This is a genomic window from Kluyvera ascorbata (assembly GCF_023195735.1).
Lineage (GTDB): Bacteria > Pseudomonadota > Gammaproteobacteria > Enterobacterales > Enterobacteriaceae > Kluyvera > Kluyvera ascorbata.
The window spans coordinates 2,593,281-2,613,227 of the sequence record NZ_CP096201.1 but is presented as its reverse complement, the minus strand read 5'-3'; the positions used below and the strand labels follow the sequence as shown (position 1 = coordinate 2,613,227).

General features: G+C 53.3%; 19 protein-coding genes. 5 read left to right on the top strand and 14 right to left on the bottom strand.

Features of this window, described 5'->3' with window-relative positions; translation table 11 throughout:
* Positions 1 to 27: 27 nt before the first annotated feature.
* The 4 genes from MY052_RS12345 to blr all read right to left on the bottom strand — a co-directional run bounded on the left by MY052_RS12345 (position 28) and on the right by blr (position 2,687).
* Positions 28 to 468, bottom strand: coding sequence for a DUF2569 domain-containing protein (locus MY052_RS12345; protein ID WP_035896784.1), 441 nt, complete (start codon positions 466 to 468; stop codon positions 28 to 30).
* A gap of 84 nt (positions 469 to 552) precedes the next feature.
* Positions 553 to 768, bottom strand: a complete 216-nt coding sequence (gene ydgT / locus MY052_RS12340; protein WP_123650417.1) for a transcription modulator YdgT — start codon at positions 766 to 768, stop codon at positions 553 to 555.
* Positions 769 to 1,057: 289 nt separating this feature from the next.
* The gene (locus tag MY052_RS12335) at positions 1,058 to 2,428 is read right to left on the bottom strand and encodes a GH1 family beta-glucosidase (RefSeq protein ID WP_248537074.1); all 1,371 of its coding nucleotides are present in this window, start codon (positions 2,426 to 2,428) and stop codon (positions 1,058 to 1,060) included.
* Positions 2,429 to 2,531: 103 nt separating this feature from the next.
* On the bottom strand, positions 2,532 to 2,687 hold the full coding sequence (gene blr / locus MY052_RS12330) for a division septum protein Blr (protein ID WP_035896777.1): 156 nt from the start codon (positions 2,685 to 2,687) through the stop codon (positions 2,532 to 2,534).
* A gap of 237 nt (positions 2,688 to 2,924) precedes the next feature.
* On the opposite strand from blr, the gene MY052_RS12325 reads away from it, so the two are divergent.
* A complete protein-coding gene (locus tag MY052_RS12325; protein ID WP_248537073.1) occupies positions 2,925 to 3,965 on the top strand; it encodes an oxidoreductase in 1,041 nt (346 codons plus the stop codon).
* Positions 3,966 to 4,011: 46 nt separating this feature from the next.
* On the opposite strand, the gene add is transcribed toward MY052_RS12325, so the two are convergent.
* Positions 4,012 to 5,013: an adenosine deaminase gene (add, locus tag MY052_RS12320; RefSeq protein WP_248537072.1), complete on the bottom strand. Its 1,002-nt coding sequence runs from the start codon at positions 5,011 to 5,013 to the stop codon at positions 4,012 to 4,014.
* A 132-nt stretch (positions 5,014 to 5,145) separates the two neighbouring features.
* On the opposite strand from add, the gene MY052_RS24305 reads away from it, so the two are divergent.
* Positions 5,146 to 5,217, top strand: a complete 72-nt coding sequence (locus tag MY052_RS24305) for a hypothetical protein (protein WP_373239673.1) — start codon at positions 5,146 to 5,148, stop codon at positions 5,215 to 5,217.
* A gap of 44 nt (positions 5,218 to 5,261) precedes the next feature.
* Here MY052_RS24305 and MY052_RS12315 read toward each other — a convergent pair whose 3' ends face one another.
* The gene (locus tag MY052_RS12315) at positions 5,262 to 5,732 is read right to left on the bottom strand and encodes a nuclear transport factor 2 family protein (RefSeq protein ID WP_248537071.1); all 471 of its coding nucleotides are present in this window, start codon (positions 5,730 to 5,732) and stop codon (positions 5,262 to 5,264) included.
* A 91-nt stretch (positions 5,733 to 5,823) separates the two neighbouring features.
* On the opposite strand from MY052_RS12315, the gene MY052_RS12310 reads away from it, so the two are divergent.
* Entirely contained in the window at positions 5,824 to 6,396 is a 573-nt protein-coding gene (locus tag MY052_RS12310; RefSeq protein ID WP_248537070.1) for a TetR/AcrR family transcriptional regulator, read from the top strand.
* Here MY052_RS12310 and MY052_RS12305 read toward each other — a convergent pair.
* From MY052_RS12305 to malX, 6 genes are all read right to left on the bottom strand, one after another.
* Entirely contained in the window at positions 6,386 to 7,336 is a 951-nt protein-coding gene (locus tag MY052_RS12305; protein ID WP_248537069.1) for a Csu type fimbrial protein, read from the bottom strand. The genes MY052_RS12310 and MY052_RS12305 overlap by 11 nt on opposite strands.
* Complete coding sequence (locus tag MY052_RS12300; RefSeq protein WP_248537068.1) at positions 7,315 to 9,669, bottom strand: fimbria/pilus outer membrane usher protein; 2,355 nt, start codon at positions 9,667 to 9,669, stop codon at positions 7,315 to 7,317. Before MY052_RS12300 ends, MY052_RS12305 begins: the two co-directional genes overlap by 22 nt.
* Positions 9,635 to 10,351 (bottom strand): fimbrial biogenesis chaperone, encoded by a 717-nt coding sequence (locus MY052_RS12295; RefSeq protein ID WP_248537067.1) that lies wholly within the window; start codon positions 10,349 to 10,351, stop codon positions 9,635 to 9,637. The genes MY052_RS12300 and MY052_RS12295 overlap by 35 nt, the downstream gene beginning before the upstream one ends.
* Before the next feature lie 20 nt (positions 10,352 to 10,371).
* Positions 10,372 to 10,752 (bottom strand): Csu type fimbrial protein, encoded by a 381-nt coding sequence (locus MY052_RS12290; RefSeq protein WP_248537066.1) that lies wholly within the window; start codon positions 10,750 to 10,752, stop codon positions 10,372 to 10,374.
* Between the two features lie 292 nt (positions 10,753 to 11,044).
* Positions 11,045 to 12,217 carry a MalY/PatB family protein gene (locus MY052_RS12285; protein ID WP_248537065.1) on the bottom strand — a complete coding sequence of 391 codons (1,173 nt, stop codon included), beginning with the start codon at positions 12,215 to 12,217 and terminating at the stop codon, positions 11,045 to 11,047.
* Positions 12,218 to 12,282: 65 nt separating this feature from the next.
* Complete coding sequence (malX, locus tag MY052_RS12280; protein ID WP_248537064.1) at positions 12,283 to 13,875, bottom strand: maltose/glucose-specific PTS transporter subunit IIBC; 1,593 nt, start codon at positions 13,873 to 13,875, stop codon at positions 12,283 to 12,285.
* A gap of 177 nt (positions 13,876 to 14,052) precedes the next feature.
* Between malX and MY052_RS12275 the strand changes: the two genes are divergently transcribed.
* On the top strand, positions 14,053 to 15,081 hold the full coding sequence (locus MY052_RS12275) for a Mal regulon transcriptional regulator MalI (protein WP_035897078.1): 1,029 nt from the start codon (positions 14,053 to 14,055) through the stop codon (positions 15,079 to 15,081).
* Between the two features lie 136 nt (positions 15,082 to 15,217).
* On the opposite strand, the gene MY052_RS12270 is transcribed toward MY052_RS12275, so the two are convergent.
* Both MY052_RS12270 and manA read right to left on the bottom strand, forming a co-directional pair.
* Positions 15,218 to 16,729: a YdgA family protein gene (locus MY052_RS12270; protein WP_248537063.1), complete on the bottom strand. Its 1,512-nt coding sequence runs from the start codon at positions 16,727 to 16,729 to the stop codon at positions 15,218 to 15,220.
* Between the two features lie 99 nt (positions 16,730 to 16,828).
* Positions 16,829 to 18,007, bottom strand: coding sequence for a mannose-6-phosphate isomerase (gene manA / locus MY052_RS12265; protein WP_202215768.1), 1,179 nt, complete (start codon positions 18,005 to 18,007; stop codon positions 16,829 to 16,831).
* 199 nt (positions 18,008 to 18,206) lie between these two features.
* On the opposite strand from manA, the gene fumA reads away from it, so the two are divergent.
* Positions 18,207 to 19,853, top strand: coding sequence for a class I fumarate hydratase FumA (gene fumA, locus MY052_RS12260; RefSeq protein ID WP_248537062.1), 1,647 nt, complete (start codon positions 18,207 to 18,209; stop codon positions 19,851 to 19,853).
* The last annotated feature ends 94 nt before the right edge of the window (positions 19,854 to 19,947 follow it).

Here is a 19,947-nt window from a genome sequence, read left to right as displayed (position 1 = left end):
GGCGACAACAGGCTAAGTGTGGGGGTATTACGCCTGAGTAAAGGTGCGTTTTACCCGCTGCGAGCGCTTGAAATAAGGAACAATCAGCGCAGCCGCCAGCAGCGGAAGCAGCAGTTGACGTACCGCAAGGTCGTCAGAAATCGGGGAAAAGGCGAAGGCTTTAACCGCCAACAGGACGCCAATCATCAGCCAGATAATGTAGTGTTTCGGTACGTTGTGGCGACGCTTGAAGAAGGCGATGGTCAGCCATAGCGTGTAATAACACATGGCAATAAACGACAAGAAGGACAGGGCGAGCAGCGTGATATTTGCCGCTCCCATCTCTTTAACCAGCCCAAGCGTTTGTGGTGTCAGCAGCACATAGCCAAATTTGATAAGCGTCAGGCAGATGCTTATTAACTGAACGATAAGCCAGGCCAACGGGCCAAGCAGCCATCCGCCAATACGTTCTGCAGAATTATCTGACATTGTGTCTCCTGAAAATCAGCGCCAGTGAAGAGGAAAAAAATACAGGCCGAGGAGTATAAGCAACTGGCGCTCTGGAAAAAACTACTATTGCACAAATCGCCAAACGGATTTTGGCACCTGGCCAACATCATACAGTCGACCGCCGGATACCAGCTCTGCGCGACGGTGGTCGGCGGCACGGTACATATTGATAAGTTCTTCAGTGTTGGTCAGCGAATAGTTAAGGTGATCGTAGAGTTTTTCAAGATTATCCAATGAACTGACTTTGCGGAATTTTAATAAATAATCCAAAACGGTCATTTGTGGGTATCCATTTATAATGTTAATGCTCACCGTACAATGTGTTTAAAGCAGCCTGGAGGGCTGAAACACGAAGCGGTTAATAGAGTTTGTACTGCTAATAGGTGGTTCGACATCCGTTTTTATCGAGCGTTCAGCGCAGATGACTAAACCTCAGCAGGATAGCCTGGATTATTTGGGTTATAGGCGGGAATTACAATAACAGAAAATGTGCTTATTGATTTTGACCCAAAAAAAGCGACTTTTTATGCAATCAGGGCGCGTTGCCGCACCCTGATTTCGCGGAAAATTAACGATTTTCGCCGCGGCTGGCAATCACATCTTTATACCAGAAGAAGCTTTTCTTACGTTTGCGCGCCAGATTTTGCTTATGGTCGACGTAGACAAAGCCATACTGTTTTTTGTAACCGTTCAGCCAGCTCAGCAGATCGATAAACGACCACGGATAATAGCCACGGACATCGGCTCCCAGCGCAATGGCTTTTTCCAGCGCCTCTATGTGCACGCGTAAGAAATCGATACGTGGTGTGTCAACCACTTCGCCATCGACGATAGGATCGACGGCACCCAGACCGTTCTCGGTAATATAAATAGGAATATCACCGTAACGCTCTTTGATCATCATAATGCCGTCGGTTAACCCTTGCGGCCAGATTTCCCAGCCCCATTCCGTGTAAACACTCTGCGGATTGCGCACGAAATAGAACAGCCCTTCAACCCCTTGCTCGCCGCTGACTTTCTCAGCAGGCGGCGTGGCAGAAACGGTTTCACGACGATAGTAATTCAGGCCGATAAAATCACAGCGATTTTTGCGCAGCAATTCGTCATCGCCCGGCGCAAAGCGGGGCACGCCCCACAGCGCCTGAGATTGCGCCAGCAGTTCGTCAGGGTAGTGGCCTTTCAGCACCGGATCGTAGAGCCAATGAGTATGGATGGCGTCGGCCAGCGCCGTCGCCGCTTTGTCTTCTGGGCTATCGGTCAACGGTGAATGCGGTTGCAGCACGTTAACAAAGCCAATTTCGCCTTTGATTTGCATCCCTCGGAAGGCTTTAACCGCCAGCGCATGGGCAATAAAGACGTGGTGGCAAGCCTGAATAGCGCGAGCCGGATTACGTACTGAAGGCGGGTGGCTTCCGGTAATGTAACCGTGACCAATAAAGACGATGGTTTCATTAAACGTTGCCCATTTCTGGACGCGTGACCCGAAGCGGGCATAGCACAGTCGTGCATATTCTTCGAAGGCTTCCGCCGTTGAACGAGCTTCCCAGCCGCCTTCATCCTGCAACGCCTGCGGGAGATCCCAATGATAAAGGGTAATCATTGGCTCAATATTGTGTGCTAACAGGTCATCAATCAGATCGCTGTAAAACTTCACGCCCGCTTCGTTTATCTCGCCGCGCCCGTTTGGCAGCAGGCGAGGCCACGAGATAGAGAAACGGTAGCTTTGCAGCCCCATTTCAGCCATTAGCTGGACGTCTTCTTTTACGCGATGGTAGTGATCGACGGCAATGTCGCCGTTTGTACCCTGATAGGTTGTCCCTGGCTGGTGGGAGAATATATCCCAAATAGACGGGCCTTTACCGTCTTCATCGTGTGCACCTTCAACCTGGTACGCTGCGGTAGCAGCACCCCAGAGGAAATTTGGGGGAAAAGCGGACATAAAACACTCCTTACCTGTGTGATATCACGAGTGTAAAGAGTGAGGTTAATGCGTGCAACCGGTTTCAGAAACCGGTTCCATAGATGAGATCCGAATCACTTTTTCAAGTAGAAGGGGTGATGGTTTTTTGTAGCGTCGCGGTAGCCGGCTCAGGCGGCTGATAATTATCAATGTGGTGGGCCACAATCAATAGCAGAACGGAGAAGCCCAGAATAATCCAACCAATTAATTCAACAATACGAGTCAATACGGAATTCATGAAATTTAGCTAACAGTCCATTGAGAAAATAATGCCAGAGCAAGATCTTAGCGTGCTGGCGTCACAACGCAAGTTTTCAGCCGAATCGTTTCGTCAGGTGGTGTTTATTTCATCAGTTGGCGGGTTGCTACGCCATAATGTTATTAAACTGTTGTATGAAACTAGCAGATGAGTTCAAATAAAGAAATCGATTACAAAATACAATCAAGCACATTAAATACAGAAGTGAGGCGACACATGAGTGACCAAATCCGTGTTGGACTAGTGGGTTATGGCTATGCCAGTAAGACATTTCACGCGCCGCTTATCAGCGGTACGCCGGGTATGGAGCTGTCTGTTGTCTCCAGCAGCGATGCGAGTAAGGTCCACGCCGACTGGCCAACGGTGCAGGTTGTTTCAGACCCAAGCGCGTTGTTTAACAACCCTGATATTGATTTGATTGTTATCCCAACGCCGAACGATACCCATTTCCCGCTGGCGAAAGCGGCGCTGGAAGCCGGGAAAAACGTGGTGGTCGATAAACCTTTTACCGTGACACTGTCACAAGCTCGCGAATTAGATACTCTTGCCAGACAGCAAGGTAAGCTGCTCTCTGTCTTCCATAACCGCCGTTGGGACAGCGACTTCCTGACGGTGAAAGCGCTGATCAACGACGGCAAACTGGGTGAGGTGGTCCACTTTGAATCACACTTTGACCGCTATCGTCCGCAGGTGCGCGCACGCTGGCGTGAACAGGCAGGGTTGGGAAGTGGTATCTGGTACGACTTAGGACCGCATCTGCTCGATCAGGCCGTCAGCCTGTTTGGTTTACCGCAAAGTCTGTATGTCGATCTTGGTCAACTGCGACCGGGCGCGCAGTCGACGGACTACTTCCATGCGGTCTTAACGTATCCGCAGCGTCGCGTGGTGCTGCATGGCACACTGCTGGCGGCGGCGGAAACGGCGCGCTATATCGTGCACGGTACCGAGGCAAGCTATGTCAAATTTGGTCTTGATCCGCAGGAAGACCGCTTGAAAAACGGCGAGCGTTTACCGCAGTCGGACTGGGGTTACGATATGCGCGACGGCATCTTAACCACGGTAGAAGGTGAAACGCGGTTGGAAACCACGTTGTTGACGCAGCCGGGCAACTATCCTGCTTATTATGCGGCGATTCGCGATGCGCTGAACGGCATTGGCGAGAATCCGGTTCCGGCAAATCAGGCTATTCAGATTATGGAACTGATTGAACTGGGTATTGAGTCTGCGAAGCACAGAGCAGCACTGACGTTAGTGTAAGTGTCCAGAGATGGAAAAACCGGCAGGTTGGTCCTGCCGGTTTTTTTTATGCCTGTTTGACGCGCGCGATAAGCGCCTGTTTTTCCGCGGCGGTGAGGAATGCCATTTCCAGACCGTTGATTTGTGCCTGGCGAATCTGCGCTTTGCTCAGACCCGCAGCCGGAGCAGCGGTATGGTATTCGTGCTGAATATCAATCCCCTGGACTGCCGGATCATCGGTGTTAATGCTCGCCAATACGCCGTGCTCAAGGAAGGTTTTCAGCGGATGCTGAGCCAGCGATGGCACGGTGCTGGTCTGAATGTTGGAAGTCAGGCAGGACTCGATGCCGATGCTTTTTTCCGCGAGGAAATCCATCAACGCTGGATCCTGTACCGCCTTCACACCGTGGCCAATGCGCTCAGCGCCGAGGTCGCGAATCGCCTGCCAGATGCTTTCCGGGCCTGCGGCTTCGCCTGCGTGTACGGTAATGCGCCATCCCGCATCGCGCGCGCGGCTGAAATGGTTAAGGAACAGATGCCCAGGAAAGCCGAGCTCATCACCCGCCAGATCGAGCGCGGTAATACCGTCACGGTGCGCAAGCAGCGCGTTCAACTCTTCTTCACAGGCCGCTTCACCAAAGGTACGGCTCATAATGCCGATAAGGCGTGCGTCGACGTTAAACACGCGACAGCCTTCTTTGACCCCAGCGATAACCGCTTCTACCACGCCCTCAACCGGCAGTTGGTGCGTCATCGCCATATAGCGCGGGGAAAACCGAAGCTCAACGTAGTGCAGGCCGTTACGGGCCGCATCTTCAATGTTTTCATAAGCCACGCGGCGTACGGCATCCAGAGAGGCCAGAACCTTTACCCCCCAGTCAAGCTTGCTCAGGAAGCTGACCAGATCGGGTTCATTGCTGGTGACCTGCACGTGTGGTAGCAGGGTTTCAAGCGTAGTAGCGGGGAGCGCGAGATTGTACTGACGGCCAAGATCGAGAATGGTCTGGGCACGAATATTACCGTCAAGATGGCGGTGGACATCGGTTAAAGGCAGGTTGATATCAATCATGGTCGCACTCGTTTTTTTAGTTAAAGTGCAAACCATTATACAACAGGTTAGTAACCAGTTAAAAGTGTGGTTCTGAACGGCTAGCGATAGTTATTTCTGGTCTGAAGACCAGATTTCTCGGCGGTTTTAATTATGAGCGGCCGGACATTCGTTGATCCTGATGGTTATCGGGTGGTGTTGCAGAATAAAGCATGGGTTGTTTAGGGTATGGCTTCAAAAGCCATACCCGTCAGCTAATTACGCGGATGCTATAGCCCCAATTGGCTGAGTCCCGGATGGTCATCCGGGCGGCGTCCCTGAGGCCAATGAAACAGACGTTCATCCTCGCGGATGGGCAGGTCGTTGATGCAGGCAAAACGGCGCTGCATCAGACCTTCGTCGTTAAATTCCCAGTTTTCATTACCGTATGAACGATACCAGTTGCCGGAATCATCATGCCACTCATAGGCATAGCGTACGGCAATGCGATTGCCTTCAAACGCCCAAAGCTCTTTGATGAGCCGATACTCAAACTCCTTTTTCCATTTCCGTGCCAGGAATGTCTGCGCTTCAGTGCGACCATTGACGAACTCGGCACGGTTACGCCATTGCGTATCGAGCGTATAGGCCAAAGCAACTTTGGCCGGGTCACGGCTATTCCAGCCATCTTCTGCGAGGCGGACTTTTTCAATGGCGCTTTCATGCGTAAAGGGAGGAAGCGGTGGGCGGCTAGTGCTCATAGGAGTCTCCGGGTTAGTGATGTAGACAGGTCTGTCTACTTGGTGCTAAAATATTCCGACCACCAGCGTTTGTCAACGGAGAAAAAAGACGATGAACAGGGAAAACAGCAGCCCGCACGCCGTGAGTGCCAAAGAGAAAATCCTGACATCCGCACACACGTTATTTTATCTCCACGGTATTCGCGCTACGGGAATAGATAAAATTATCGATCATGCTGGCGTCACCAAAGTGACGTTTTATCGCCACTTTCCCAGCAAAAATTTGCTAATCCTCGCCTATCTGGATTACCGCCATATCCTATGGATGGACTGGTTTTCCAATGCGCTAAAACAGAACGAAGTCACAACGCCTGACCCAGTGGAAGCGTTGCTGTCCACCCTGTGTCTCTGGTGGACCGATCCTGAATTTCGCGGCTGTGCGTTTTTGAATGCGACGGCGGAGATGAGTGAGGTTCTGCCGGAGGTTGAGCAACTGACTCGAGACCATAAAGCCGCCGTGGCCGCCGAGCTGGCGTCACGGTGGTCACTGGATGATTCAGCGCTTGCCGCCGTTGTCATGGCGCTGGACGGCGCTATCATGCACGCGCAGATGGGCTATCCCGTTGATCGGGTCGCAGGACAGCTACGCCAGATGTTAAACGCGCTGTTGGCTGCTAGTAGGTAAGCGTAATCACTACCGTATCGGTATAAACGCCGGGAGAGGGCCATTTCTGCGCGGGGATATTCCCGTAGACCACCAGCTCCTGCGGCTGTCCGCTGCTGGAGTATTGTTTCTCCTGGTTGTCTTGTGACCATGCAATGGAATGTGCGGCGTCCTGATAGAGGCCGTAGCTGACGCATTCGTCGTTATGGCACAGCGAACGCGTATTGCCGTCAGGGTGCAGACCATGGCCTATTCCGACGGAATACGACGTACCCGTTGGGCATTGAATGCTGATGTTGGCGGTTGAACTTGCCTGCAACAAATTCGTCGCGGCGGGGGTTTTGCTACCAAATTCCATGTCATCGGTGCTGACAATCTCACAGCCATTTTTCACCGTCGCCGTGGCGCTGATTTGGTCAGTAACCAGCGTCCCGAAGAGCCCGCTGCATGAGGGCAACGACTGTATTGATGATGCTGAGGCGTAGCGAATCTGTACGCTGGTGGCGTAGTCGTAATATGTTCCGGCGCTGATATTTGTCTGCCCAGCGTTTATCTTGCCGATGAGCGGAATATCATGCTCGACGTTACTTTGGCTACTCCCCAGTTCCATATCAATTTGCGCGTAAACGTCACCATTTTGACTCAGGGGATGGTGCAGATCGTAAATGGAGTAGAGCGAAAAATAGAGCGGTGTGGTCGAAGGCTCATTCTGGCTCATGGGGATAGGATCATCTGCCATGAGCTTCAGGCAGGCGCGAACATACTCGGCCTTGCCATCGTAGTTATTGCAGGTGAACGACAGCTTTGTGCTGGTGGTACTGCTTGCGCCTGGCGTAACGGTGCCAAAATTGAGCCCGGGAGGGCTGCCGTTCCAGCAGTCTGCCGCTTTTGCGGCAGGGCACAATACCACCATTAGCGCCAGAAGCAGGCTGATGAACCCTAATGAGCGAGTGACTGACATAGCGCGTTGATGACCTCTACGGAATGGGAATGACTACGCTGCTGCGGCAGCGTCACCTGACAGGATGAAGATGCCCATTGAACGCTAACTTTGCCGCTAGCCGGTGGGTCTTCAAGGTATATTTTGCCATCGTAGCCAGCGATGGTTTGTTGCGTGCCGTGTGATGGCGCTTCACCTTGCGTCGTACTCACGCTGACCTGCGCCGAGAAAGGCACGTTTTTACCGTCAGCGGTTTTCACCGTCATCAGTAGCGCATGGGTTTTATAAATGGTGAATTTAGCCAGCGCGCCGCTGGCGGTTTTCGGGATCAGTACCTCGCTGGTATAAGGTGCGCGGTATTCTTCGTCCAACTGGAGCACATCGATATCCAGACGGTTTTCCTGATACGGATTGAGGTTATTGAGGAACAACATCCCATTGTTATCGGTATGACCGACAGGACGGTGTTCCAGATAAACCGGTACATCGGGTACGTTAGAGGTATCAACAATGGCAAAGGCGCTACCCAACACGCGGGTGGCATACAGATGACCCATAAACAGACCAAGCGCGCCAGACAGAGAGCCATAATAATCGTTGGCGTTGTCCTGGCGGTTAAAGCCCAATGCCATATCGCTCCAGTGATTACGATGCTGGACGGTAGCGTGGACGGCGGCGTTATCCCCATTTTGGGCCGACATGTTCCAGCCCCATCCCGGCTTATTCGCATCGAGCGAGTGTGCCAGGCTCGCCTGCATGGCGTTGCCGTCGTTATCATGGCTGTCTTGCAGCGAGAGGTAATCTTTATGCTGGTTCAGCGGCATGCTGACGTTCAGGAAAACCGTCGTATTGCGTTCGTCGCCCAGTTCACGGGTCAGGCTGGTGGCAAGCGTAATGCCATGGGCGTAGCTTTTAGACCACGACACGCCTGCATACTGCGATGAGGAATCCTGATAAGTTTGGTTCACCCAGCTCACCCCGAAAGTGCCGGCAGCATCAAAAGTCACGCTGGCAAACGCGGAATCTTCACGGGTCGTCAGGGTATTGTCCGCAATGGATGACACGTCCCGATAACCGTTGCTGGCCTGGGAATGGTTGAGCGCGACGTTATAGCGGCGGTTATTCCACTGCCAGCCGGAACCCCACTGCGAGCCGCTATTATCATCATACTGGCTGTTTGAGGCGTTAAGATGAAATACGCCGAGCGTCGGTGACAGCAGGTAATCCCAGCCCATCCCTTCATTGTGCAGCTGCGCGCTTTGCTCGGCATGTAGCCCAACCGTCGATTTATTACTGAATCCATAGCGCCAGTCGCCGACGCCGACAAATTGGCTGTCATAGCTATTTGATTGGTAGGTGTAATCTTTTCGTACCCAGCCCGCGCTCACGCCCCAGGTATTTAGCCCTGCAGAGAGTAATTGCGTGGCGCCATAGAGATCGAGATTCACCACGCGCTGCTGGCCGTTGATGTCGGTAATCACCACCTGCGCGCCTTCGTTGCCAGTGAAAATCGGCGCGGTATTGAGGGTAAATTGCCCGGGGTCAACGCGCTGCGACGACGCTTTCACCCCGCGGACGTACAAATCCACGGTTGATGGCAGGGTGACGCTATCGGTCAGAATATCCTGCGATGAGGTGCTGAAGTTAGGCTGTGTGGCGTAGTTATGGGCAATATTGATGCCGCCAAAACGTACGCTGTTGTTCCAGCTTTGGCTGGTGGTAAAACTGTCGCCCAGCGTCATTGAGAACAGTTTGTCGACGTTTTGATACACCCAACTGCTCATTAACCGACGCGTGCCGCGTTCGGCGTCGGTTGTGTTGGTAGTGTCTTTGCTGTTAAACGATGAGCTAAAAAAACCGGAGCCCAGGCCAAAGGTCCGAAACTCGCTGAAGAGTGAAGTATCCTGCTCACCGCTTTCGTGACTGGTAAAGATGTTGTAGTTCAACGCCAGACCACGGACTTCAGGCGAAAGCTGAGAGTTATGAACCAGGTGCGAACCATTGCGGTTGACCAGGCGGCTGTCACGACCCAGCCACTCTTTGCTGGCCACAATGTTGATGCTCTGACTCAGATTATCAAAGGTGACGTCCAGGCCATCCTGAGGGCTGAGATCGAGATAGCCCTGTTTTTCAGGCAGAGAGGCCGTTTCGATGTCGAGTTTTTTGGCATCGTTGGCGGAAATATAGAGCTTATTATCCCTATTTTTGGCTTTCACGAAGCCTTTAATCACCCGCCCGTTCACCGTTGCGGTCAGGTAAAGCGTCGCATTTGCTGCAGCGTATGCGTGAGTGCAGACCAAAAACCAGAGCGGTAGGGTATTACGGAGTAATATTGATGGTCTGTTGTTTCTCATTATCGTTCAGATTTAGTGATAAAGATGACGCATTAGTCATTCCTTTCGGTAAAGGCCATTCCTTTTCACTTTGAGGCAGTACGTAGCCGAGCAACCCTTTACTCATCGACACGCTTTGTGCACCGGCGTGAAGCGTGATGTCGCTTAACTTGAGGTGCTGTGTGCCATTGTTACGGACTTTAAGCATCACCGGATGCGCGAGACGGTCGAAGGAGAACGTCACGCGGTTGAGATCCGGCTGCTGGTCTTTGCAGTTCACAAAAACCGGGATGGAGTAGCGTAGAAGAAAGCGCACGCCATCTTTTTCTGCCATGTTGTTACTGCCGGGCAGTTCATCAACTACCAGGCGATAAGCCCGCTCGGTATCGCCGCTTGGCGGCACCGGGAGGATCACGCGGATAAGCTGCTGGCGAGCCGCGGGAATGCTGGTCATCGGCGGGCTAACCAGCAAATCTTCGGTGTCGCTGAGGGAGTCTTTGTTGTTTTGCTGGTGCCAGGCGTAAACGCGAATTTGTGCGCCGATAGCCGCGCTACCGACGTTTTTCACGTAGATAGCCTGGGCGGTTTCCCCGGCACAAAAACCGACGTTCACCGGATACACCTGCAGGGTGGCCGCATATGAAGGCAGGGCTAATAGCGCTCCTAAAGTAGAAAGAATAATGCCAGCCAGTTTGCGTTTCATATGCTAAGCCCGGAGTTAAATTAGTAAGTGACAGTGAGGGTTACGGTATCGGCGTAGTCGCCTGCGGGCGCTTGCGCCAGCGCATCAGAAGCCACTTTGCCGTAAATTGGGATCAGCTGAGCGGAGCCGTTACCGCTGCCAGAAATCGCGGTCGTAGAGAGGTCGCTTGTTCTGTCGGAGTCACCGTACAGGTTGTAGGCCACCGTTTCCGAAGCGTCTTTGTTTTTCATTGCATAAGTGCGACCGCTCTCGCTGGTGAGGCTATAGCTGGTGCCGTTGGTGCAGGTCACAGAGGCGTCTGCAGAAACGTCAATTTCACCGGAGTCGCTGGCGTGTGAACCGAAATCCATATCAGCAACACTTATCTGGCAAGATTTCTCGACGGTTAATTTGACGTGCATATCCGCAGATGTCGTCAACTGTGAATCATCTGCAAATGCAGCAGATGAAAATAAAATGCTAATCGCAGTCAGCGTTAATACAGTGGCTTGACGGTTAATCATTTTAAAACTCGCTAAATATTAATAATTTTCGGGGTGGGATAATAACGGCGCGGAGAATAGAGGTTGGGAATAATCTTAGAGTGAGTAATCGTGCTATGTCTAAGAAATGTGAATGACCTGATCTGATATTAACAATTGATGACTAGTCGATAAAGCTTGCGCAATGCCTGGAAACATTGCGCAACGGCGGTTAGCGCAGGGTACGAATAGCTGCAATCAGCCGTTCGACGCCTTGTTCCAGCTTCACGCGCGGGCATCCCGCATTCAGACGAATAAAGCCGTTGCCTTCTTCGCCGTAGGTATAACCCGGCATAATGGCGACCTTCTGCTGTTTAATTAACACGTCCTGTAGTTCACGATCGTCAATATTCAGCGGGCGTAAATCAATCCACGCCAGATAGGTTGCTTGTGGCATCGCCCACTTTAATTCCGGGAAGGCGGTATTCAGCGTCTGCTCGATATAACGCATATTTTCCTGCAAATAATCGCGCAGTGCATCCAGCCAGGTTTCCCCGTGCTCGTAGGCAGCAATATGAGCGACCAGCGCGGGTACAGAAGGTGAAGAGAGGCCATCACGGTTTTTTAGCGCCGTAAGATAGGCTTCGCGTGCCGTGTCCCCAACAATCATGCCGTATGCGCCGGTGAATGCCGGAATATTGAAGCTCTTTGACCCTGAGGTGAACAGCGCCCACTCGCCGCGAGCTACTTCGCTCCACGGAATATGCGCGTGGCCCTGCCAGGTCATATCCATGTGAATTTCATCGCTAATGACGCGCACGTTATGTTTTTCACATAGTGCCGCCATGGTTTCGAGTTCATCACGGGTCCAGACTTTGCCGGTCGGGTTTTGTGGGCTACACAGTAGCAGCACGGTGTTCTGCGGTTCGGCAAGTGCCGCTTCCAGTTTGTCCATATTGCAGAACCACTGACCGTCTTGTTTATCCATCGGAACGCCAACCACGCGGCGTTGATTACCTTCGATAGTTTTAAAGAACGCGTCATAGGCAGGCGTATGCACCACGATCCCGTCTCCGGGAGCGGACCATTGGCGAATCATCTCGGCCACCATATAGATAACCGATGGGCCGTAAACCAGCGTGTTGGTATCAATCACCGCGTGAAAACGGTGGGCGTACCAGTGGGCGATGGCAGGAAGAAACTCATCGTTTTTCCAGCGGCTATAGCCAAACACGCCGTGGGAAAGCCGTTTGCTCAACGCGTCCAGGATGCAGGGCGCGGTAGCGAAGTCCATATCAGAGATAGTAAATGGCAGCAGGTCGGCGTCGCCAAAGCGGTCGGCAACATAGTCCCATTGGGTGCACCAGGTGCCGTGTCGGTCAATCACCGTTGAAAAATCAAACATGTGGAGATCCTAACGAAGGGAAGATTGGGCTATTTTGCCCCTGTTATGCACAGGGGCAAAGGGCTTTACGCTTGCACGGAGTTCATCAGTACCGACAATTCGTCTTTTACCGACTGAACCTGCGGGCCAATAACCACCTGGAGATTATGCTGGTTCAGCTTTACCACCCCAATGGCGCGGTTGGCTTTCAGCGTATCGACATCTACTTTATCCATGTCATTAACGGACAGACGCAAACGAGTAATGCAGTTATCAAGAGAGGAAATGTTCTCTGCGCCACCCAGGGCCTGCAGGATAACCGGCACATTGTAGCCGGACTTCCCGGTCACGCCGCTGGTGGTCTGTTCTGCTGTAGGCGTGGTATCTACATCACGGCCCGGCGTTTTGATGTTAAAGCGCACGATAGCGAAGCGGAAAATGGCGTAGTAAACCGCAAACCAAACCGCAGCGACAACTGGCACCAGATACCATTTGGTCGACAGACCGTGCAGGATACCGAACACCACGAAATCGATAATATTACCGTCGGTGTTACCGATGGTGACGCCCAGTACCGCCATCATGGTGAAGCCCAGGCCAGTCAACAGCGCATGGATAGCGTACAGCACCGGTGCAACGAACAGGAACAGGAATTCCAGTGGTTCCGTGGTACCGCCCACGACGCAGGCGATCACGCCAGAAATCAGCAGGCCTTTAATTTTATGACGGTTTTCTGGGCGAGCACAGTGGTACATCGCCAATGCTGCACCCGGCAGGCCGCCGAGGAAGGCCGGCATTTTGCCCTGAGACAGGAAGCGAGTTGCGCTTTCGGAAAAGCCGTGGGTGGTTGGACAGCTCAGCTGCGCCTGGAAGATGGTCAGCGCGCCGCTGACGTCGTGGCCGCAGACGTCCATGGTGCCGCCCGCTTCGGTAAAGCGAATCAGCGCCACCAGAATATGCTGTAGACCAAATGGCAGGAGCAGACGTTCACCGGTACCGAAGATCATCGGGCCGAAATCACCAGCGCCGTTAATAACCTGACCCAGCGCTTTAATCCCCAGAGCAAATACCGGCCATACCAGCGGGATCACCAGACCAACCAGGCCCAGCACGACGGTGGTGATAATCGGTACAAAACGGGTGCCGCCGAAGAAAGCCAGCGCATCTGGCAGGCGGATAGTGTGGAAACGCTCGTGCAGCATCCAGACGATAATCCCGCAGATAACCGCGCCGAGGATACCGGTATCGATGGACTGAATACCGATAATATTCTGAATATTATTGGCTTTCAGAATCGCCGCGTCGGTGGTTGGCAGGATACCTTTGGCGGTCAGCCAGAAGTTAACGGCCAGGTTCATTACCGCGTAGCCCACGAAACCGGCAAAAGCCGCAACGCCTTTATTATCGCGAGCCAGCCCCAGTGGAATGGCGATACAGAACATCACCGGCAGGAAGCTAAACGCGAAGGAGCCGACTTTGCTCATCCAGATAAAGACGGCTTGCAGGAACGGCGTATCAAGCCACGGCAGCAACGTGGTGACATCATGGCTGCTTAGCGAACTGCCGATTCCGAGCATGATCCCGCAGAAGGAAAGCAGGGCAACCGGCAGCATAAAGGTTTTGCCAAGCTGCTGGAAAAATTCCCAGAGGGTGACTTTTGGTGTGGTATTCGCCGTCATGAAACGACTCCTTAATCCTGAAAAAAGGGTTTGTAACAATCTTGGGACAGGAAGATAAAACGTTTTACCATTTTTTAGTGAGAAACAAATCACAAAAGCAAGTGATAATAAGGTTTATAAAGTACATGTATTGATAAAACGTTTTATCTCTTGAGCAAAAGGAGCCCCGCTGGAACCATGGCGATTGCAAAAAAAGTCACCATTAACGATGTTGCACTGGCGGCCGGCGTGTCCGTGAGTACCGTCTCGCTGGTTCTCAGCGGTAAGGGGCGAATCTCTTCCGCGACGGGTGAGCGCGTTTACCAGGCTATCGACCAACTGGGGTTTGTGCGTAACCGTCAGGCCGTCTCATTGCGCGGCGGGCAGACGGGAGTGATTGGCCTGATTGTCGGCGATCTCTCGTCGCCGTTTTATGCCGAGCTAACGGCGGGAATGACCGCCGCTCTCGAGTCTCAGGGTAAAATGGTGTTTCTGACCCAGGGCGGAAAGCGGGGCGAGCAGATGCTGCAACGTTTCGATGCGTTGGTGTCGCAGGGCGTTGATGGCGTGGTGATCGCCGGTTCGGTCGACCAGGCCGCTGAACTGCGGGCCAAGGCGGCAGAATCCGAAACGCCATTGGTGTTCGCTTCTCGCGCGAGCTACCTCGATGAAGTTGATATTATTCGCCCGGACAATATGCAGGCGGCGCAACTGGTGACCGAACATCTGATTCGTCGGGGCCATCAGCGCATTGCCTGGCTCGGTGGACAAAGCTCATCCTTGACCCGCGCGGAACGAGTCGGCGGCTACTGTTCTACGCTCATCAAGTATGGTTTGCCGTTCCATAGTGAATGGGTGCTGGAGTGTGAGTCTAGCCAGAAGCAGGCGTCGGAAGCGATTACCGGCTTGCTGAGGCACAACCCGACGATTAGCGCCGTGCTGTGCTACAACAGCGTGATTGCCATGGGGGCGTGGTTTGGCCTGATGCGGGCTGGTAAGCAGAGCGGTGAAGACAGCGTTGAGAGCTATTTTGAACAGCGCGTGGCGTTGGCGGCTTTTGCCGATGTGCCGGAAAAGGCGCTGGACGATGTGCCGCTGACCTGGGTTACCACGCCTGCGCGCGAGATGGGGCAAAGCGTTGCCGAGCGGATTTTACAGCGCATTGATACCGGGCAAGGGGCGGCCAGAAACCTGATTATGCCGCCGCGGCTGGTGGCGAGGAAATAGGGTACTGAGCACGTTCCCGGCGTCGCGATGCTTGGCCGGGCTACGTTATACGTCATGCCTGATAAGCGTAGCGCTGTCGGGCATGAAACCACCGATTACGGTAATAAAAAAGCGCCTGAAAAGGCGCTTTTTTTGATTATGGTGCAGGAATGGTTGCGGGTTCTTCCGGCTGGGCCAGGCCCGCCATACCGAACATCCCGACAAAATCTTCCAGCGGCATTTTCTGCCCGTTCAGCGTCACCTGCCCATCAGCGTACTGCAGGCTGCTGCTGATCGCGTTGTCCTGAGTGGTGGTGAGACGGAACATCTGCCCCATCGCCGCCAGACCCTGAACCTGCTGCGTAGCTAATTTAGTGGCATCTTCCTGCTGATAGCCTTCCAGACGTGCGACCTGACTCATCAGCTCGGTTGCCATATCCATTGGAATAGACAGTTTAGCATCCAGCGATTTCACGCCGCGGTCGACCTGCTGCGCCAGCGTGGTGGCTTCACCAGTGGCCTGTGCCGGGTCTTTCAGTGCCAGAGAGAGGTTCAGAGAGCTTTCGCCTTTAGCATTTTTCCAGCTCAGCGGTGACAGTGTCACAACTGGTTCGCCTTTCAGCAGAAGTGGCAGAGTGCTGAACAGCGCGTCGACTGCTTTTTGCTGATACAGCTCAGGGTTTTGCGCCAGATCCGGCTGCGCCATCAGCGCCTGGGTCTGTGCCTGATACTGCTGGCTGAACTGATGCATTGCCACGCCGTCAATACCGTCAACCTTCAGCGTCAACTGCCCGCTGCCGAAATCCTGATTCTGCAGCTTGAGGTTATTCAGCGTGTAATCGAGCTGGCTGTTAATTTTTTTTCCGTCAGGCGTCAGGGCAGACTTCCCGGCAATACGCATACCGGTTAACTCGGCCAGATCTTTACCTTCAACAGAGACCGCGAGGCGCTCCAGGGAGAGAGTCTGATCGCCGATGCGTTCATCAAATGAAGTCAGCTTGCTGGAGCCGTCGGTTTTCAGGCCGTTGAAGATGAACTGAACTTTCTGATTGTATTCGTTAACCGCATTGACCTGGCCGCTTTTGGCTTCACCGGTCAGCGACACCAGGCTGCCCTGGCTATCCGCAGAGAGTACGAAATCGCCGCCGCTAAAGGTGACCTTCTCGGCATCTTTTTCATAATCCAGCGGTTTGAGCGCAATGGCGGACTCTGTGTCGCCGTTGTAGCTGATGCGGGTGTTGATATCGAACGGGGATTGCCCTTTGGCGAGGTCGAACAGCGGCTTAGTCACTTCATTGTTAACCAGTACGGTGTTCACGCTTGCCATCGCCGGGGCAAGGTTGAAGGATTTAAGCGACGCCAGTGGGATAGGACCGTGACTAACGGACTCATCCAGAATCACGCTCTGACCTGCTTTTAACCATGAATTTTCAGCGCCGGCCAGCGGCTTCACCACCATTTTCAGTTGACTGCTGAAAACACCACGCTGGTAGTCCTGATAACTAATCTCAAGACCGGCTTCCGGTGCGCTCAGCCTAAGCTGGGCGTTCGCCTGAGAGACCATATCCGCAATATGCGATTCCAGTTGTTTGCCCGTGTACCAGGCTCCACCTGTCCAGACCACCCCTAAAGCGACAATAATACCTGCGGCAACCAGCGTTTTTTTCATAGTATTTTATCCATAAAAATGAAACCAGGCGGGAAAGCCGCCTGGTTGAGTCATAAGGCTATGCAAAAGAGTAGCAAGCCTGTCCTGAAACTTCAGTATTTACTTTAACTTATTATATACACGCGCTAAACGACCGTTACCGCTGACTTGAATCGGTGATTCATTCGCCGCGACGAACGCGGACTCACCGGGCTTCAGCACCAGGCGCTGGTCGTTTTTACTGAGTACAGACTCGCCGTCAACGCAGAACAGAATGGCGGCACCGTCCTGAGTCAACGTTGCAGCGTTGTTGCCCAGAGCGTGCAGGGAGAAAGCAAAATCTTCAACCGGGATCGGGAAGTCCATTTCATCGCCGCGCAGCTCAGGCTGGGTCAGCAGCTCATTAGCCGGTTTTGCGATGAATTTGACGTTAGCGACCAGCTCCGGAATATCAATATACTTCGGCGTCAGACCCGCACGCAGTACGTTATCGGAGTTTGCCATCACTTCAAGGCCGGTACCGCGCAGATAAGCGTGCGGGGTTTCGGCGTACAGGAACATCGCATCACCCGGGTTGAGTTGAACGATGTTGAGCAGCAGCGGAGAGAAGAGGCCGCTGTCATCTGGATAGAATTCGGCAATCAGGCGAATGGCATCCCAGGCGAGACCCTGCTGGGTTTCCAGCGCTGTGCGCAGCACCTTCAGCGCCTGCGCTTTTTCATCACCCTGCATATTCAGCAGGCCCGCGAACAGCGCGCTCAGGCGTTCGCCGTTTGGCTGGGCGATAAACTCACCGATAAGCGGATTGGCAGCCACAACCGGCTGCAATAGCGTAGCGATTTCCGCAAATTCGCGGAAAGCGTTCATTGCCAGGAACGGCGTGAGCGCAAACACCAGCTCCGGCTTGTGGTTTGGATCTTTGTAGTTACGCTCTGCAGCATCCAGCGGGATCCCGGCGGCGTTTTCTTTTGCAAAACCCACTTCCGCTGCTTTTTTGCTCGGATGGACCTGAATAGAGAGCGGTTGTGCGGCGCAAAGCACCTTGAACAGGTAAGGTAATTCGCCAAAACGGGCGGCAACGTTAGCGCCCAGCAGCGCGGTCTTATCGGCATCGATAACGTCGCGTAGCGACTGCACGGCACCGTGGCTGTCGGTAATCTTTGAGCTGCTCTTCGGGTGCGCGCCCATCCAGAGTTCAGCCATTGGCAGACCGTCAGGATTGGCCATTCCGTAGAGTTCCGTTAACGCAGTTTTGCTACCCCAGGCATAGTTTTGCACTGAGTTGATGAGTTTTTGCATTATCAAGCCCTGTTTCAATGTGGATTCTTTGGGTCGTATTAAAGCAAAAAAATGCGCTGCCGTATGCCGTAGAAATAAAAAGTCGTACTTGTCTCAGTTTTTGTTAAAAAATTGTGTACGATAGGGTAACTCGCTTTTAACCTGGGCAAATGGAAAGACTGCCCTTCATAACATCATCAAAGCAGTAAGTGAGAGTACAATGTCGAATAAACCTTTCTATTATCAGGATCCTTTTCCGTTAGAGAAGGATGAGACCGAGTATTACCTGTTAAGCAAAGACTACGTTTCCGTCGCAGAATTTGAAGGGCAGGAAGTCCTCAAAGTTGCCCCGCAAGCGTTGACGCTTCTTGCTAAACACGCCTTCCACGATGCTTCCTTCATGCTTCGCCCCGCCCACCAGCAGCAGGTAGCCGATATTCTGAACGACCCGGAAGCCAGCGAAAACGACAAGTACGTGGCGCTGCAGTTCCTGCGTAACTCAGATATCGCGGCGAAAGGTATCCTGCCAACTTGTCAGGACACCGGCACCGCGATCATCATGGGTAAAAAAGGCCAGCGCGTCTGGACCGGCGGTGGCGATGAAGCGGCCCTGGCTCGCGGCGTCTACGACACGTTTATCGAAGATAACCTGCGCTACTCGCAGAACGCCCCGCTGGATATGTACAAAGAGGTCAACACCGGCACCAACCTGCCTGCGCAGATTGACCTCTACAGCGTCGATGGCGACGAATATAAGTTCCTGTGCATCGCCAAAGGCGGTGGCTCAGCGAACAAAACCTACCTCTATCAGGAAACCAAAGCGCTGATTACCCCAGCTAAGTTGAAAAATTACCTGGTTGAGAAGATGCGTACCCTTGGCACCGCGGCTTGCCCACCGTACCATATCGCCTTTGTGATTGGCGGTACCTCGGCAGAAGCCACGCTGAAAACCGTTAAGCTGGCGTCGACCAAGTACTACGACGGTCTGCCAACCGAAGGTAACGAGCACGGCCAGGCATTCCGCGACGTTGAGCTTGAAAAAGAGCTGCTGGTCGAAGCGCAGAATTTAGGGCTAGGCGCGCAGTTCGGCGGCAAATACTTCGCTCACGATATCCGCGTGGTGCGTCTGCCGCGTCACGGCGCGTCCTGCCCGGTCGGGATGGGCGTTTCCTGCTCCGCTGACCGTAACATCAAAGCCAAAATCAACCGCCACGGCATCTGGATTGAGAAACTGGAAAACAACCCAGGCAAATACATTCCGGAGTCGCTGCGTAAAGCGGGCGAAGGCGAAGCGGTGAAGGTTGACCTGAACCGTCCGATGAGCGACATCCTTAAGCAGCTGTCCCAGTACCCGGTCTCCACGCGCCTGTCGTTGAGCGGTACTATCATCGTGGGTCGCGATATTGCGCACGCCAAGCTGAAAGAGCGCATGGACAAAGGCGAGGGGCTGCCGCAGTACATTAAAGATCACCCGATCTACTACGCAGGCCCGGCGAAAACGCCGGAAGGCTATGCCTCTGGTTCCCTTGGCCCAACCACCGCGGGGCGTATGGACTCCTACGTCGACCAGCTGCAGTCGGAAGGCGGTAGCATGATCATGCTGGCGAAAGGCAACCGTAGCCAGCAGGTGACCGACGCCTGCCACAAGCACGGCGGCTTCTACCTCGGCAGCATCGGAGGCCCGGCGGCGGTACTGGCGCAAAGCAGCATTAAGAGTCTGGAATGCGTGGAATACCCGGAGCTGGGTATGGAAGCCATCTGGAAAATTGAAGTGGAAGACTTCCCGGCGTTTATCCTGGTGGATGACAAAGGCAACGACTTCTTCCAGCAGATTCAGGCGTCGCAGTGCGCCCGCTGCGTGAAGTAATCTCTTTTGCCGCCCTTCGGGGCGGTTTTTGTTTCTCCGTCCATACTTATCTTTTTCGCAAGAGCAATGTCACTTCACAATCACTTTGAATTCA